The 13,529-nt window shown below is 71.1% G+C and carries 10 protein-coding genes; 5 read left to right on the top strand and 5 right to left on the bottom strand.

What is annotated here, in order from left to right; genetic code table 11:
• Positions 1-14: 14 nt before the first annotated feature.
• From ACO2Q3_RS00315 to ACO2Q3_RS00305, 3 genes are all read right to left on the bottom strand, one after another.
• Positions 15-1,160 carry a zinc-binding dehydrogenase gene (locus ACO2Q3_RS00315; protein WP_423304327.1) on the bottom strand — a complete coding sequence of 382 codons (1,146 nt, stop codon included), beginning with the start codon at positions 1,158-1,160 and terminating at the stop codon, positions 15-17.
• A 106-nt stretch (positions 1,161-1,266) separates the two neighbouring features.
• Positions 1,267-2,091, bottom strand: coding sequence for a hypothetical protein (locus ACO2Q3_RS00310; RefSeq protein WP_423304326.1), 825 nt, complete (start codon positions 2,089-2,091; stop codon positions 1,267-1,269).
• 4 nt (positions 2,092-2,095) lie between these two features.
• Positions 2,096-3,382 (bottom strand): hypothetical protein, encoded by a 1,287-nt coding sequence (locus tag ACO2Q3_RS00305; RefSeq protein WP_423304325.1) that lies wholly within the window; start codon positions 3,380-3,382, stop codon positions 2,096-2,098.
• A gap of 224 nt (positions 3,383-3,606) precedes the next feature.
• On the opposite strand from ACO2Q3_RS00305, the gene ACO2Q3_RS00300 reads away from it, so the two are divergent.
• Positions 3,607-4,452: a hypothetical protein gene (locus ACO2Q3_RS00300; RefSeq protein ID WP_423304324.1), complete on the top strand. Its 846-nt coding sequence runs from the start codon at positions 3,607-3,609 to the stop codon at positions 4,450-4,452.
• A 13-nt stretch (positions 4,453-4,465) separates the two neighbouring features.
• Here ACO2Q3_RS00300 and cysN read toward each other — a convergent pair whose 3' ends face one another.
• Both cysN and cysD read right to left on the bottom strand, forming a co-directional pair.
• Positions 4,466-6,376, bottom strand: coding sequence for a sulfate adenylyltransferase subunit CysN (gene cysN, locus ACO2Q3_RS00295; protein WP_423304323.1), 1,911 nt, complete (start codon positions 6,374-6,376; stop codon positions 4,466-4,468).
• Positions 6,376-7,329 carry a sulfate adenylyltransferase subunit CysD gene (gene cysD, locus ACO2Q3_RS00290; protein WP_423304322.1) on the bottom strand — a complete coding sequence of 318 codons (954 nt, stop codon included), beginning with the start codon at positions 7,327-7,329 and terminating at the stop codon, positions 6,376-6,378. The genes cysN and cysD overlap by 1 nt, the downstream gene beginning before the upstream one ends.
• A gap of 264 nt (positions 7,330-7,593) precedes the next feature.
• Here cysD and ACO2Q3_RS00285 point away from each other — a divergent pair, with 264 nt between their 5' ends.
• The 4 genes from ACO2Q3_RS00285 to ACO2Q3_RS00270 all read left to right on the top strand — a co-directional run bounded on the left by ACO2Q3_RS00285 (position 7,594) and on the right by ACO2Q3_RS00270 (position 13,527).
• Entirely contained in the window at positions 7,594-10,278 is a 2,685-nt protein-coding gene (locus ACO2Q3_RS00285; RefSeq protein ID WP_423304321.1) for a polar localization protein TipN, read from the top strand.
• A 72-nt stretch (positions 10,279-10,350) separates the two neighbouring features.
• Positions 10,351-11,124: an SDR family oxidoreductase gene (locus tag ACO2Q3_RS00280; RefSeq protein ID WP_423304320.1), complete on the top strand. Its 774-nt coding sequence runs from the start codon at positions 10,351-10,353 to the stop codon at positions 11,122-11,124.
• Positions 11,125-11,209: 85 nt separating this feature from the next.
• Entirely contained in the window at positions 11,210-12,865 is a 1,656-nt protein-coding gene (locus tag ACO2Q3_RS00275; RefSeq protein ID WP_423304319.1) for a putative bifunctional diguanylate cyclase/phosphodiesterase, read from the top strand.
• Between the two features lie 62 nt (positions 12,866-12,927).
• The gene (locus tag ACO2Q3_RS00270) at positions 12,928-13,527 is read left to right on the top strand and encodes a methylamine utilization protein (RefSeq protein ID WP_423304318.1); all 600 of its coding nucleotides are present in this window, start codon (positions 12,928-12,930) and stop codon (positions 13,525-13,527) included.
• The last annotated feature ends 2 nt before the right edge of the window (positions 13,528-13,529 follow it).

Below are 13,529 nucleotides of genomic sequence, written 5' to 3'. Positions count from 1 at the left end.
TCGCCGACCCAGGCTCAGGCCTTGTTCGGGTTGATCAGGTACTTTTCGCCGGTGGTCTTGCGGTTGTAGGCCGCCATCACCTCGGGCTTCAGCGCCTCGGCCAGGGAGATCTCGGCCGTATAGTGGCTGGCGAAGGTGGTCTTCAGCTCGTCGGCCACGCGCTGGCGCAGGCGCTGGGCGCCCTGCGCGCCGATCTTGCCGAGGAATGGCGTCAGCAGCCAGCCGCCCAGGCCCCAGCTCATGCCGAACGCGCGGTTCAGCTCGGTCGGGCCGGTATCCAGTCCGCCATAGATGTAGACCTGCTTGTAGGTGGTCGAGCCATAGCGGCTGTAGGCGGCGCCCGAGCGCTTGTTGGCCGCCACCTCCATGGCGCTCAGGATCTGGCCGGCCAGCTTGCCGCCGCCGATGGCGTCGAACGCCAGGGTGGCGCCGGTCTCGGTGAGGGCGGCGATCAGGTCGTCGATGAAGGTCGGCGCGCTGGAATCGACGATGTGCTTGGCGCCGATGTCCTTGAGGATCTGCGCCTGCGCCGGACTGCGCACGATGTTCACCAGATCGACGCCGTCCTTCAGGCAGATCTTGTTGAGCATCTGGCCGAGGTTGGAGGCGGCGGCGGTGTGCACCAGGGCGGTGTGGCCCTCCAGGCGCATGGTCTCGACCATGCCCAAGGCGGTCAGCGGGTTGACGAAGCACGAGGCGCCGTCGGCGGCGGTGGCGTCCGCCGGCAGCGGCAGGGCGTCGCGCACCTTCACCGCCCGGTACTGGGCGTACATGGCGCCGCCGAGGATGGCGACCTTCTTGCCGACCAGGGCCTGGGCTTCCGGCGAGGACCCGGCCTCGACCACCGTGCCCGCGCCCTCGTTGCCGACGGGCAGGGATTCGCCGACCCGCGCCGCCAGGGCGCGCATGGCGGGGGCGGAGAGGGGGGCTGTGACCACCGCGTCGTCGCCCGAGCCGCTGACCTTGGCCGTCGACACGTCGATCGGCCCCAGCAGCAGGCCGAGGTCGGACGGATTGATCGGCGTGGCCTCGATGCGCACCAGGATCTCGTCGTCCGCCGGCTGCGGGATCGGCACGCGGGCCAGCGAGATCTCGATCTCGCCGGTGTCCTTCACCAGGGAGCGCAGTTGCAGCCCCGTGCCGTCATTGCCGATGGTCATTGCGGTTCCTCCAGAATGTCTTGTGACCCGCCTTCTGCCACAGGCGCGGGCGCCGGGCCTTGCAGGAAATCTGTGACGGGAAGCAGTCGCAGTTCTGCGCCGGCGCCTAGAAGACGATCGGCGCGTCCGCCCGCGGCGGCGCAAGCACGTCGGCGACCGCCGCCTCGGGGCGCGAGGCTGAGGCCTGGCGCAAGGCGATCTCGCCGCCCATCAACTTCACGGTGACGGCGCCGTTGCCGCCTGGCGGCAGGGCGATGGCGCGGAGCGGCTGCGGGCCCTCGCCCCAGTCCAAGGTCTCCTGCAGCAGCATCCACCCGCGCTTGTCCCAGCCCCCGAACACATAGGCGAGCTTCATGGCCGGCAGGGCAGCCGTCCCCCGGGTGACCTTCGGCGCGGGAGCGTCCCGCGCGACGCCGTCCATCCAGGCCAGGGTCAGGGGCATCAGGGCCGGCTTCGCCTCCACCCAGACAAAGCCCTTCTCCCCGAAGGGCAGGCAGAAGGTGCGCCAATGCGGCGCGCCGTTCGCATCCGGCTGGCGTTGTGGCGCGCACCAGGCCAGCGTCGGGCCATCCGGTCCGCCCATCGGCGTTCCGAACAGCGGCGAACCGGCCGCGATCCGCACCGGACGCCATCCGCCCGTGCTCATCGCCTCGTCGAGAGTCGCCGTCAGGCCATGGAGTACGCCGACGGTGAGGACGGCTTGCCCCTTGCTGAGCGCGCCGCTCTGGACCGCCGGCGCCGAGCCATCCGCGACCAGCGCCGGCCGCGCCAGGTCGCGTTGCAGGTCTTCGGAGACCGGCGGCCGAGGCGCGCGATGCGTGTCCGGCGGCTGATAGCCCGGCATGTGCACGATATAGGCTTCCGGCGCGGCCAAGGCCGCCGTCGCGGCGGCCGCCAGCGCCAGGCCCACGCCGATCGCCAGGCGCGCCATCGCTCTAGCCGCCACGGCCGCCCGTCGGCGTGGCGCCGTCCGGCCCCGGCGACACGCCGGGGTTGGGCGCGACGTCCGGGGGATTGACGCCTGCCCGGGCGCCGAACCGGTAGTCTGGCAGGTACGGCCTGCCCGGCGCCTCCATCACATAGAAATAGGTCCCTTCGCACTGACCCTGCGCGCCATTGATCCACTCCGCCGCTCGCAGCTTATCCACCGCGGTGGACAAGGCGGGGAAGGCGGCCCTGGCAGGCTCGAGGGTCATGTCCGGCATGACGTGGTCGGGCGCGAACGCGCCGGCGTAGACGACCTCACCTTCCTTGACCTCGAACGCGGGCGAGCCAAAGCAGAGGCTCAAGGTCACCTCGCCGACGCCCACGCTGGCGATGCGCCAGCGCCCTGGGGCTGCGGGAAACACGAGGGTGGCGCCGTTGCGCTGCCCGGCCTTGGCGACAGTCGTGGCCGGCAGGGCGGCGGTGATCTGCGCAGGTTTGCCGTCGGACCAGGCCGGTGTCGCCCAGTCGGGACCGACGCGCTCCAGGGTGACCTTGACCACGCGGTCGTCGCCGCCGACGTTGACGACGATCAGGGCCATGTGCGGCGGCGCGCCCCCCAGCTCCACGTCCTTCAGCGGCTTCGGCGGCCGGGCGCTGTACGGCCGCCAGGGCGCGTTCCGCGGGTCGGCGGGCGGGGTGTAGTAGCGGCCCCGCGGAACCTCGGGCCGGCCGTTGTCCGCGTGCGAAGCGGCCTCCGCGCTGAGCTGCGACCCTCCTCGCGCCCCCGGAACGAAGATGCCGGCGGAGCCCGGCCCTGCGGCCTCGTTGGCGAACGTGCGCACCACCGTTCCAACCGGCTGCGCGGCGCCGACATACTCGGCCAGCCTGGCGGCCTTGTCCTTGTGCGGCAGCTCGGTCAGGGCCTGCGCCTGGGCGGCGTTCACCTGGACCACCCGCCAGCCGCGCACGACCATGCAGTCCTCGATCAGCACGGGCCGCACCGCCCTGTCTTCGATGGCGATCTGCATGTCGACCGCCACGACCGTGCCGAGCGCCCCGCCGATGGCGCCGGCGGCTGGCGAGTCCGTGTAGATCGTGGTCGCGGGCATCGCGCCCAGGGGCTGGTGCACCAGCTCGCTCAGCTTGCGGCACTCGCGCACGTCGGCGTCATGCGCCGCCAGGCTCGCACCGGGCCGGTTGAAGTAGGTGTCTCCGTCGGTGGATTTGGTGATGTCGGCCGCTAGACACGGTCCGCCGATCAACGCCGCCAGAGCGGTCACAAGACTCAGACGCATACTTCCCCCAGCGCTGAACAGCCTTGGCCTTACACGAAGGGTTGAGCCGCTCAATCCCCGAGATGAGGCGCCGCGCCATTTCGCACGCCGTCTGCCGGCGTCGAAGGCATGCCACACGCTGTTCGCCCGGCCGTTGCAATGCGCCCTTGCTCAGGCAAGGGTGTCTTGATGCAGTTGGGGGGATGGGCGTGTTCGCAGATGCGATGAGGTCCGGATGGGCGGCGTTGAACGTCGCCTTTCGCCGGGCGCCGCTGGCCATGTTGCTGTTCTCGGCGGTCTCCCTGGCCGGTGAGCTGGCGCCCGGCGACAGCACGCTAAGTGTCTGGCTTTCGCTGCTGGTCGGGGCGCTCAAGCTTGTCTGCGAAGCCATGCTGACGGGCGCAATGCTGCGTTTGGTGATGGAGCTCCCGGCGGATCATCACGACAACCGAAGGCTGGGCCCTTGGGGCCTGCAATGGACCAAGCTCGAATGGCGGCTGCTCGGCGCAGGGCTGCTGCGCGCGATCTGTCTCGGGGGGCTGGCGATCCTCGGGGTGCTGGCGATCGCGGTGATCTTCGGCGTGATGATCGGCGTCGGTGGCAACGCGGCGAAGTTTCCGGCGCATCCGGCCCTGAAGGACGTGCTGGCGATGCTCGACCTGCGCATGAGCCTCGTCCTGGCGGCGACGGCGACACCGCTTGCCGCCGCCTATGTCTACCTCTACGCGCGGCTGGCGTTCTCGCCGTTTGTCACCGCCGCCGAGGGGCGGGTCAGTGTCTGGCGCAGCTGGCCTGCAACCCGGCGCCTGGTGTGGCGCATTCTCGGCCTCTCGATCGCGACCCTTGTCGCCGCCGCGTTGGCCGGTGGGGTTGCCGGCGGTGTCGCCGGCGGGGTGGGCGGCGTGTTGCGCGCGGCCGCGAGTGGAACGCCAAGCTGGCTCATCGCCAAACTGCCGGCGGCGTGCGGCTCTGCCGCGGGCTCGCCGATCGGTCTTGTGTTCGGGCTGGGCGCGCTCGACTCTCTCCATGCGGCGATCGGCCCGGCGACCGGGCTGGGCTCGCGGGAGGAACTGGCCGGCGTCTTCGCCTGAGGCGCGCGCCGCCTCAGATGCTGTAGTCCTCCGCCCGCTCGTCCATGCGCTGCACGATCAGTTCGGCGGCGTCCGCTGCGGCCACCTGGGTGGTGTCGACGCGGATCTCGGGGTTCTCCGGCGGCTCGTAGGGACTGTCGATGCCGGTGAAGTTCTTCAGCTCGCCGGCCCGGGCCTTGCGGTAGAGGCCCTTGACGTCGCGCGCCTCGGCGACGGCCAGGGGGGTGTCGACGAACACCTCCATGAACTCGCCGGCCGGCAGCAGGTCGCGCGCCAGCCGCCGCTCGGAGCGGAACGGGCTGATGAACGAGACCAGCACGATCAGGCCGGCGTCGGCCATCAGCCGGGCCACCTCGGCCACGCGGCGGATGTTCTCCACCCGGTCGGCGTCGGTGAAGCCGAGGTCGCGGTTCAGGCCGTGCCGGACGTTGTCGCCGTCCAGGATATAGGTGTGCCGGCCCATGGCCTGCAGCTTCTTCTCCACCAGGTTGGCGATGGTGGACTTGCCCGAGCCGGACAGGCCGGTGAACCACAGCACCGCCGGGCGCTGACCCTTGGCCGCCGCGCGCGTGGCCTTGGTGACGTCCAGCGCCTGCCAGTGGATGTTCTGCGAGCGGCGCAGGGCGAAGCGGATCATGCCGGCGCCGACCGTGGCGTTGGTGATCCGGTCGATCAGGATGAAGCCGCCCAGGTCGTGATTGACCTCGTACGGATCGAACGCCACCGCCCGGTCGAGGCTGATGTTGCAGACCCCGATCTCGTTCAGTTCCAGCTGCTTGGCGGCAAGGTGTTCCAGGGTGTTGACGTTGATCTTGTACTTGGGCTCCGTGACCGTCGCCGAGACCATCCGTGTACCGATCTTCAGCCAATAGGGGCGGCCGGGCAGCAGCGGTTCCTCGGCCATCCACACCACGGTGGTCTCGAACTGGTCGGCGGCCTCCGGCGGATCGCCGGCGACGGCGATCACGTCGCCCCTGGAGCAGTCGACCTCGTCGGTCAGGGTCAGGGTCACCGACTGGCCGGCCACGGCTTCGTCGAGATCGCCGTCCTTGGTGACGATGCGGGCGATGCGGCTTTCGCGGCCCGAGGGCAGCACCTTGATCGCGTCGCCGGGCCGGACCACGCCCGCGGCGATCTGGCCGGCGAAGCCGCGGAAGTCGAGGTTCGGTCGGTTGACCCACTGCACGGGCATGCGGAAGGGCCCCGCCTGCAGCCGCGCCTCGTCGATCTGCACCGTCTCCAGGTGCTGCATCAGCGTCGGCCCGCCGTACCAGGGGGTGCGGTCGCTGGCGCTGGTGATGTTGTCGCCGCGCAGGCCGGAGATCGGGATGGCCAGGAAGTCGTCGATGCCGATCCCCGCGGCGAAAGTCCGGTAGTCGGCGACGATGCGCTCGAACACGGCCGGATCGTAGTCCACAAGGTCCATCTTGTTGACCGCCAGCACCACGTTCTTGATGCCGATCAGGCTGACCAGGAACGAGTGACGGCGGGTCTGGGTCAGCACCCCCTTGCGGGCGTCGATCAGGATCACCGCCAGGTCGGCCGTCGAGGCGCCGGTGACCATGTTGCGGGTGTACTGTTCGTGGCCGGGGGTGTCGGCGACGATGAACTTGCGCCGGTCCGTGGAAAAGAACCGGTAGGCGACGTCGATGGTGATGCCCTGTTCGCGCTCGGCGGCCAGGCCGTCGACCAGCAGGGCGAAGTCGATCTCGCCGCCCTGGGTGCCGACCTTCTTGGAGTCCGCCTCCAGCGCCGCCAGCTGGTCCTCGAAGATCATCTTGGAATCGTACAGCAGCCGCCCGATCAGGGTGGACTTACCATCGTCGACGCTGCCGCAGGTGATGAAGCGCAGCAGCGACTTGTGTTGGTGCTGCTCCAGATAGGCGTCGATGTCGGACGCGATCAGGTCGCTAATGTGAGCCACTAGAAGTACCCCTCGCGCTTCTTCTTCTCCATCGAGGCGGACTGGTCGTGATCGATGACCCGGCCCTGGCGCTCCGAAGTGGTGGTCAGCAGCATTTCCTGGATGATCTGCGGCAGGGTGTCGGCCTCGCTCTCCACCGCCCCGGTCAGGGGGTAGCAACCCAGGGTGCGGAAACGGACCTTCTTCATCATCGGCGTTTCGCCGGGATTGAGCCGCATGCGCTCGTCGTCGACCATGATCAGCGCGCCGTCACGCTCCACCACCGGCCGCTCGGCCGCGTAGTACAGGGGCACGATGGGGATGTTCTCCAGGTGGATGTATTGCCAGATGTCCAGCTCGGTCCAGTTGGAGATCGGGAACACCCGCAGGCTCTCGCCCTGGCGCTTCCTGGCATTGTAGAGCTTCCACAGCTCCGGCCGCTGGTTCTTCGGGTCCCAGACGTGCTGCGCCGAGCGGAACGAGAACACCCGCTCCTTGGCCCGGCTCTTCTCCTCGTCGCGCCGGGCGCCGCCGAAGGCCGCGTCGAAGCCGTACTTGTCCAGCGCCTGCTTCAGGCCCTCGGTCTTCCACATGTCGGTGTGCAGCGAGCCGTGGTCGAACGGGTTGATGCCGCGCGCCTTGGCCTCGGGGTTCTGGTGGACGATCAGGTCGAAGCCCAGCTCGCGGGCCATGCGCTCGCGCATCTCGTACATGGCCTGGAACTTCCAGGTGGTGTCGACGTGCAGCAGCGGGAACGGCGGCTTGGACGGATAGAAGGCCTTGGCCGCCAGATGCAGCATCACGGCGGAGTCCTTGCCCACGGAATAGAGCATCACCGGCCGCTCACACTCGGCCACGACCTCGCGCATGATGTGGATGCTCTCGGCCTCCAGGCGCTGCAGGTGGGTCAGCATGGCGTGGGGATCCTTGGCGCGCCCGAGGGCGGGAGGGGGCGGCGCGAGTTCGAGCGACATAAGGCGGGTCCAGGCCAAACGAAAAATCCGCCGCCGCATGATGTGCGTCGACGGACGGGCCCTTTGCCGGTGAATTATGCGAGGCGCGCCCTCGGCGCAAGCGAACCACCCCCGCCGGATGGGCGAGGTTTTCTCATCGGCATGTCAGGATCATTGATCGGGCGAAGTCGCTTTGCGCATTCGCGATTTCGCCGCTACCTTCAGAACGCGTGCGAAGGGGGCCGTCGCACGCGGGGTTTGGCGTGGCCTCGAGTTCGGGACGCGATGTCCAGCAGCAAACGTACTCCTCTGGTCTTCCCGTCCATCAAGGTGGGCGCCGTGCCGACGCCCGAGCGCTCGGCGCCCGAACCTGCGCCGGACGCCGCTCCGCCCGCCGCCGCTGAACCCTCCGCGCCGCCGCCGCCCGCTTCGGAGGGACCGGTTCTGCGTCCGGCCCAGCCGCTGGACGCGCCTTCGCCGCCCGAGCCGACGCTCGCCGCGCCGCCGGCCGCCGAACCTGTCCGCACGGAACCCGCGCCCGCCGAACCGGCTTTGCGGATGCAGCCCCCCGCGCCCGCGGCGGCGCAATCGGTGGCCAGGACCACGGATGCGCCCGCCCAGGCGCTGTTTCCGGCGAGGACCGACTTGCCCGCCAGCGCCCTGCCGGACCTGAGAGCGCCCAAGGCCCCGCCGGTCCGCGGCCCGTATATCGCCGCGACGGTGGCTTCGCTGCTGTGGGCCGGTGGGCTGGCCGCGTTCGTGGTCGGCTACCAGTCGCGGCTCGGCCCGCTGGACAACGAAGCCTTCGGCCTGGCCGTGCTGGCCGCCCTGGCCGTGGCGCCGCTGGGCTTCATCTGGGCGGCCGCCTTCGCCGTGCGCCAGGCGCTGCTGCTGGCCGGCGAGGTGCGCCGCGCCAAGCAGCTCACCGACGTGATGATCGGCCCGGCCGCCGTGGCGGCCAACGAGGCGGGCAGCGTGGTGGAGGCCCTGAGGCTGCAGGTGGACGCCGCGTCTCGCATGGCCGACGAGGCCTCGCAGCGGTTGAGCGCCCTGCGCGAGGCGCTGGCGCGGGAGACCGCCCAGCTGTCCGACGCCGCCGGCAACGCGCACCGCACCGCCGTGGCCCTGACGGATGGCCTCTCGAAGGAACGGGGCCAGATGCAGACCCTGGCGGTGACCCTCGACGCCCGCGCCGCCGCCGTGGCCGATGCGATCAATCGCCAGGTGGACATGGTGGCCCAGGCCACCGACCTGGCCGAAACCCAGCTGCGTGAGGCCGAGGCCAGCCTGGCCGGTCGCGCCGCCGACCTCGCCGCCGCCGCGATGGAGGCCACGGACGCCTCGCGCACCGCCGGCGACGACCTGGCCCGGCAGATCGCCCGCCTGGAGACCGCCGGGCTCGGCGTGGGCGACCAGCTGCGGGCCCTCGAGGACGGCCTGACCCACCAGCGCGCCAGCCTGGTGACGGTGGCCCACGCCCTGCGCGCCGACCAGGAGGACTTCGCGGCCCTGGCCGAGAGCCGCACGGCGCAGCTGTCGACCTTCATCGCCGGCGCCAGCCGCGACGTCGCCGCGCTGAACGAGGTGACCACGATCGGCGCCCAGGCGCTGAGCGACCTGATCGAGGCCGCCGCTTCCAAGTTCCGCGAGCTGTCCGAGCATGCGCGGCATGAGCGCGACCTGTTCAGCGACAGCGCCGTCGGCTCGCTGAACGCCCTGTCGGAGGCCGGGGCCAAGGAGCGGCAGGCGCTTGAGGCGCAGATGCACGCCGCGGTCGAAGCCCTGTCTCACGCCGCCAGCGAGGCGCGCGAGGCGGCGGACATCCACGCCGAGGCGGCCCGCGCCCGGGTGGAGCAGCTGAACGAGGCCGCGTTTTCCGCCGGCCAGAAGGCCGACCAGGTGTTCGAGGCCCGCCTGTCGGAGGCGCGTGGGCTGATCGAGCAGTCGGCTCGGCTGATCGAGGAGGCGGGCCAGCGCACCTCGAAGCGGCTGGAGACCGGGGTCACCGACGCCCGCACCGCGATCGAGACGCTGGAGACCGTCCTCAACCAGGTGGGCGCCCGCGCCTCGCAGATGCCGGCCGAGGCGGAGAAGCAGGCCGAGCAGATCCGCGCCGCCCTGGCCACCGGCCTCGACGAACTGCTGGCCACCGCGCGCCGCGCCTCGGAGGAGACCCAGGCGATCGACGCGGCCTTCCAGGACCGGGTCAAGCGCAACTACGAGATGCTCAGCGAGGCGGTCCAGCTGATGGGCGTGGTCGCCCAGGGCGGGCAGGGGGCCGAGGGCCTGCGCCGCGCCCCCGCCGGCCGGCCGGCGCGGATCTCGTCGCTGCACCCGCACGAGCCGACCGCCGGGACCGCCGCCCCGCCGCCGCCCGCGGTCGAGGCGCCGGCCGCCGCCGAGGTCGTCCCGCCGGCGACCCCGCCCGCGGCGGCGCCCACCGCGCCGGAACCGGCGGGCCGTCCGCGCCTGCGGCTGACGCCCACAGCGACCGACGAGGAATTCAAGGCGGTGTTCCAGGGCGCCGCCGGCGGCGCCTCGCCGCCGACCACGGCCGCCGAAGGCTGGTCGTGGAAGGAGCTGCTGACCTCCATCGACGGCGACGCCGCCGGCCAGGACGCCGAGCTTGGCCGCAGCCTGTTCCGGGAGGTGGAGGGCATGGGGATCGATCCGACGGCGTTGCTGTCGCGCGGCCGGGTCGAGGAGATCGCCGCCGTCGTGCAGACCAACGACCCGGTAGGCGCGCGCGAGGTGGTTCGCACCCTGGCGCCGGCGGCCGTACGCCGGCTGTCACGCCGGCTGATCAGCGACACCCCGTTCCGCGCCAACGCCCAGACCTTCGTCGAGCGCTATGCCGCGATCATCGCCGAGGCCATGCGCCGCGACCACCAGGGCTTCCAGGCCGCCGCCCTGCTGGCCTCCGACGCTGGGCGCGCCTACCTGCTGCTGGACGCCGCCGCGGGCGACTGAAGCCTCCGCGCTTGACCTGAAGCGCCATCCCGCGTGACCTCCGCCCCTGCACAGGCAAAGGGAAGGGACGTCATGCGCAAGGATCTGTTCTCACTGGAGGGCCGCGTCGCCCTGGTCACCGGCGGCTCGCGCGGCATCGGCCGGATGATCGCCGAAGGCTTCCTCGACGCCGGGGCCAAGGTCTACATCTCCTCGCGCAAGGTCGCCCAGTGCGACGCGGCGGCGGAGGAGCTGTCGCGGGGCGGCGGAACGTGCATCTCCCTGCCGCAGGACCTGTCGACGGTGGAGGGCTGCAAGGCGCTGACCGAGCGGCTGACGGCGCTGGAGCCCAAGCTGGACATCCTGGTCAACAACGCCGGCGCGGCCTGGGGCGCGGACTTCGACAGCTTCCCGGAAAGCGGCTGGGACAAGGTGCTGAACCTGAACCTGAAGTCCCCGTTCTTCCTGACCCAGGCGCTGCACGGCGCGCTGACGGCGGCGGGGTCGCACGAGCGGCCGGCCAAGGTGATCATGATCGCCTCGATCGATGGCATGCGGCTGAACCCGCAGGAGACCTATTCCTACCATGCCTCCAAGTCGGGGCTGATCTACCTGACGCGGCGCCTGGCCGCGCGGCTGATCGAGGACAACATCGTGGTGAGCTGCATCGCGCCCGGGCCGTTCGCCTCGGAGATGAACCGCGACGCGCGCGACCACGGCGACGAGGTGGCCCAGCGCGTGCCGGCCCGCCGCATCGGCACGGACGAGGACATGGCCGCCGCGGCCATCTACCTGGCGTCGCGGGCCGGCGACTACGTGGTGGGGGCGACGATCCCGGTGGACGGCGGCATCGCCCTGGCGACCTGAAGCCGGTGTTGGGGCGCGGTAGGGTTAAGTCGTACTAACCGTTTGATTTTAGCTGGGCTTCACGAAGTTCAGCTAGATCGGCGGCATGGCTTGCCGCACCCTGACCCTGATCGGACTGACCCTGGCCGCGCCGGCTTCCGCGCTGGCGGCGCCAGCCGCGGCGGCTCCGGCCAAGGCGGCCTTCGCGGCGCCGGCGGCGCTGCTGCCGGCGGCGATCTGGATGGTGGCGGCGGCCGCCGGCCTGGTTTTCGCCCTGGTGGGCGGCGTGTTCGTCGTCCTGGCCACCCGCCGCGCCAACCGTCTGGCGCGCACGCTGGAGGCCCTGGGCCAGGCCATCGACCAGGTGGAAAAGGGCTCGTCCCCCGAGGTCGACACCGAGGGCAAGGGCGAGGCGGGCGACATCGCGCGCCGGTTCACCGCCATGGCCTCCACCCTTGCCGAACGCGACCGGCGCATCCGCCACACGGCCATGCACGACGCCGAGACCGGCCTGCTCAATCGCTTCGCCATGGAATGGCGGCTGACCGACCTGGCGCGCAAGAACGCGACGGGTGTGGTGATGGCCGCGGTCAGCGTCGACCGCCTCAAGAGCCTGCATGTCGCCGTCGGCTACGAGCCCGCGGGCAAGCTGCTGGAGGAGGTGGCCGCGCGGCTGTCGCGGGCGATGCCCAAGTGGCCGATCGGGCGGATTTCCGGCGACAGCCTGGGGGTGATCTTCCGCACCCCCGACGAGGCCGCCGCGCGCAAGGTCGCGCTGGGCATCACCGAGGCGCTGCGCGCGCCGGTGACGGTCAGCGGGGTCAGCTTCAACATCGACGTCACCGTCGGCCTGGCCACGCTGATCGGCGGCGACGCAGGCGCGCGCACCACGGTGGAGCGGGCCCTTTCGACCGTGGACCAGGCGCGCAAGGCGCACAGGCCGGTAGGTGTGTTCGACGCCGGCGCCTATGGCGATCCCGCGGCGACCCTGGCGCTGATGAGCGAGATGGCGCAGGCGATCACCGCCGGCGACCTGGTGCTGCACCTGCAGCCGCGCCACGACATGCGCCGCGGCCGCACCAGCGGCGTCGAGGCCCTGGTGCGCTGGCGCCACCCGCGGCTGGGCCTGTTGTCGCCCGACCGCTTCGTCGGCGTGGCGGAGACCACCGGCCACATCCGGCCGATGACCGAGTGGGTGCTGAAGAACGCCCTGGACCTGCAGGCCGCGCTGAAGACCGCCCGCCACGACCTGGACATGTCGATCAACGTGCCGGGGCGGCTGCTCAGCGACCCGGAGTTCATCGAGAACGCCATCACCGCCGCGGCGAAGGCCGAGGGGCGCATCGTGTTCGACGTCACCGAGTCGGCGGTGATGGAAAATCCGCCGGTCGCCCTGACCACCCTCGAGCGCTTCTCCGACGCCGGCATCGGCATCGCCATCGACGACTACGGGGCGGGCCTGTCCTACCTGGCGCACCTCAAGCAGATCCGCGCCGACGAGCTGAAGATCGACAAGGCCTTCGTGCTCGGCGTCGCCGACAGCCAGAAGGACGCCCTGGTGGTGCGCACCACCATCGCCCTGGCGCACAGCCTGGGAATGAAGGTCACCGCCGAGGGGGTCGAGACCGACGCGGCCTATTCCCTGCTCGCCGCCATGGGCTGCGACACCGCCCAGGGCTTCCTGATCGCCCGGCCGATGGCCTACGAGGACCTGGTGCGGTTCCTGCACGAAGACCGTGGCCAGGCGCGCCGGTACGGCTGAGGCGCACGCCAGTCCGGCGCCGGCTTTAGGGGCGGTTCACCAAATCCGGTTAATCCGGCGTCATGCGCGCCGTGTTGCTGTCCATGCTCGTCCTGCTGGCTCCCACCCTTGCGCGGGCGGCGGACCTGCTGGTGAGCGTGCGGACCGCCTCGGGCCGGCCCGTTGCCGATGCGGTGGTGACCTTGCCCGACGTTCACGGGCCGTCGCACCTGAGCGGGCCCTACCGCATGGCGCAGCACGACCTGCAGTTCGACCCCTTCGTCCTGGTCGTGCCCGTGGGCGCCGAGGTGGCCTTTCCCAACCTCGATAAGGTGCGCCACCACGTCTATTCCTTTTCGCCGGCGCATCCCTTCGAGCTGAAGCTCTATGGCCGCGACGAAAGCCGCAAGGTGCGCTTCGACAAGGCGGGGGTGATCGCCCTCGGCTGCAACATCCACGACAGCATGGTCGCCTTCATCCTGGTGACCGACGCCGCCGCCGCGGCGAAGACCGACGCCAATGGCCTGGCCGTGCTGCACGACGTGCCCGCGGGCGACCTGACCGTGCGGGTCTGGCATCCGTACCTTCGCGCGGCCGGCAACACCCTGACCGCCCGCGGCCAGGGCCGGATGGCCGTCACCGCGGAGATGCGCGCGCCGCCCGAACATCGTGGAGCCTACTGACG

This window comes from Caulobacter sp. KR2-114 (assembly GCF_049446115.1).
Taxonomy (GTDB): domain Bacteria; phylum Pseudomonadota; class Alphaproteobacteria; order Caulobacterales; family Caulobacteraceae; genus Acaudatibacter.
Note: the sequence above shows the minus strand (reverse complement) of the source record. Positions and strands in the feature narration are given on the sequence as shown.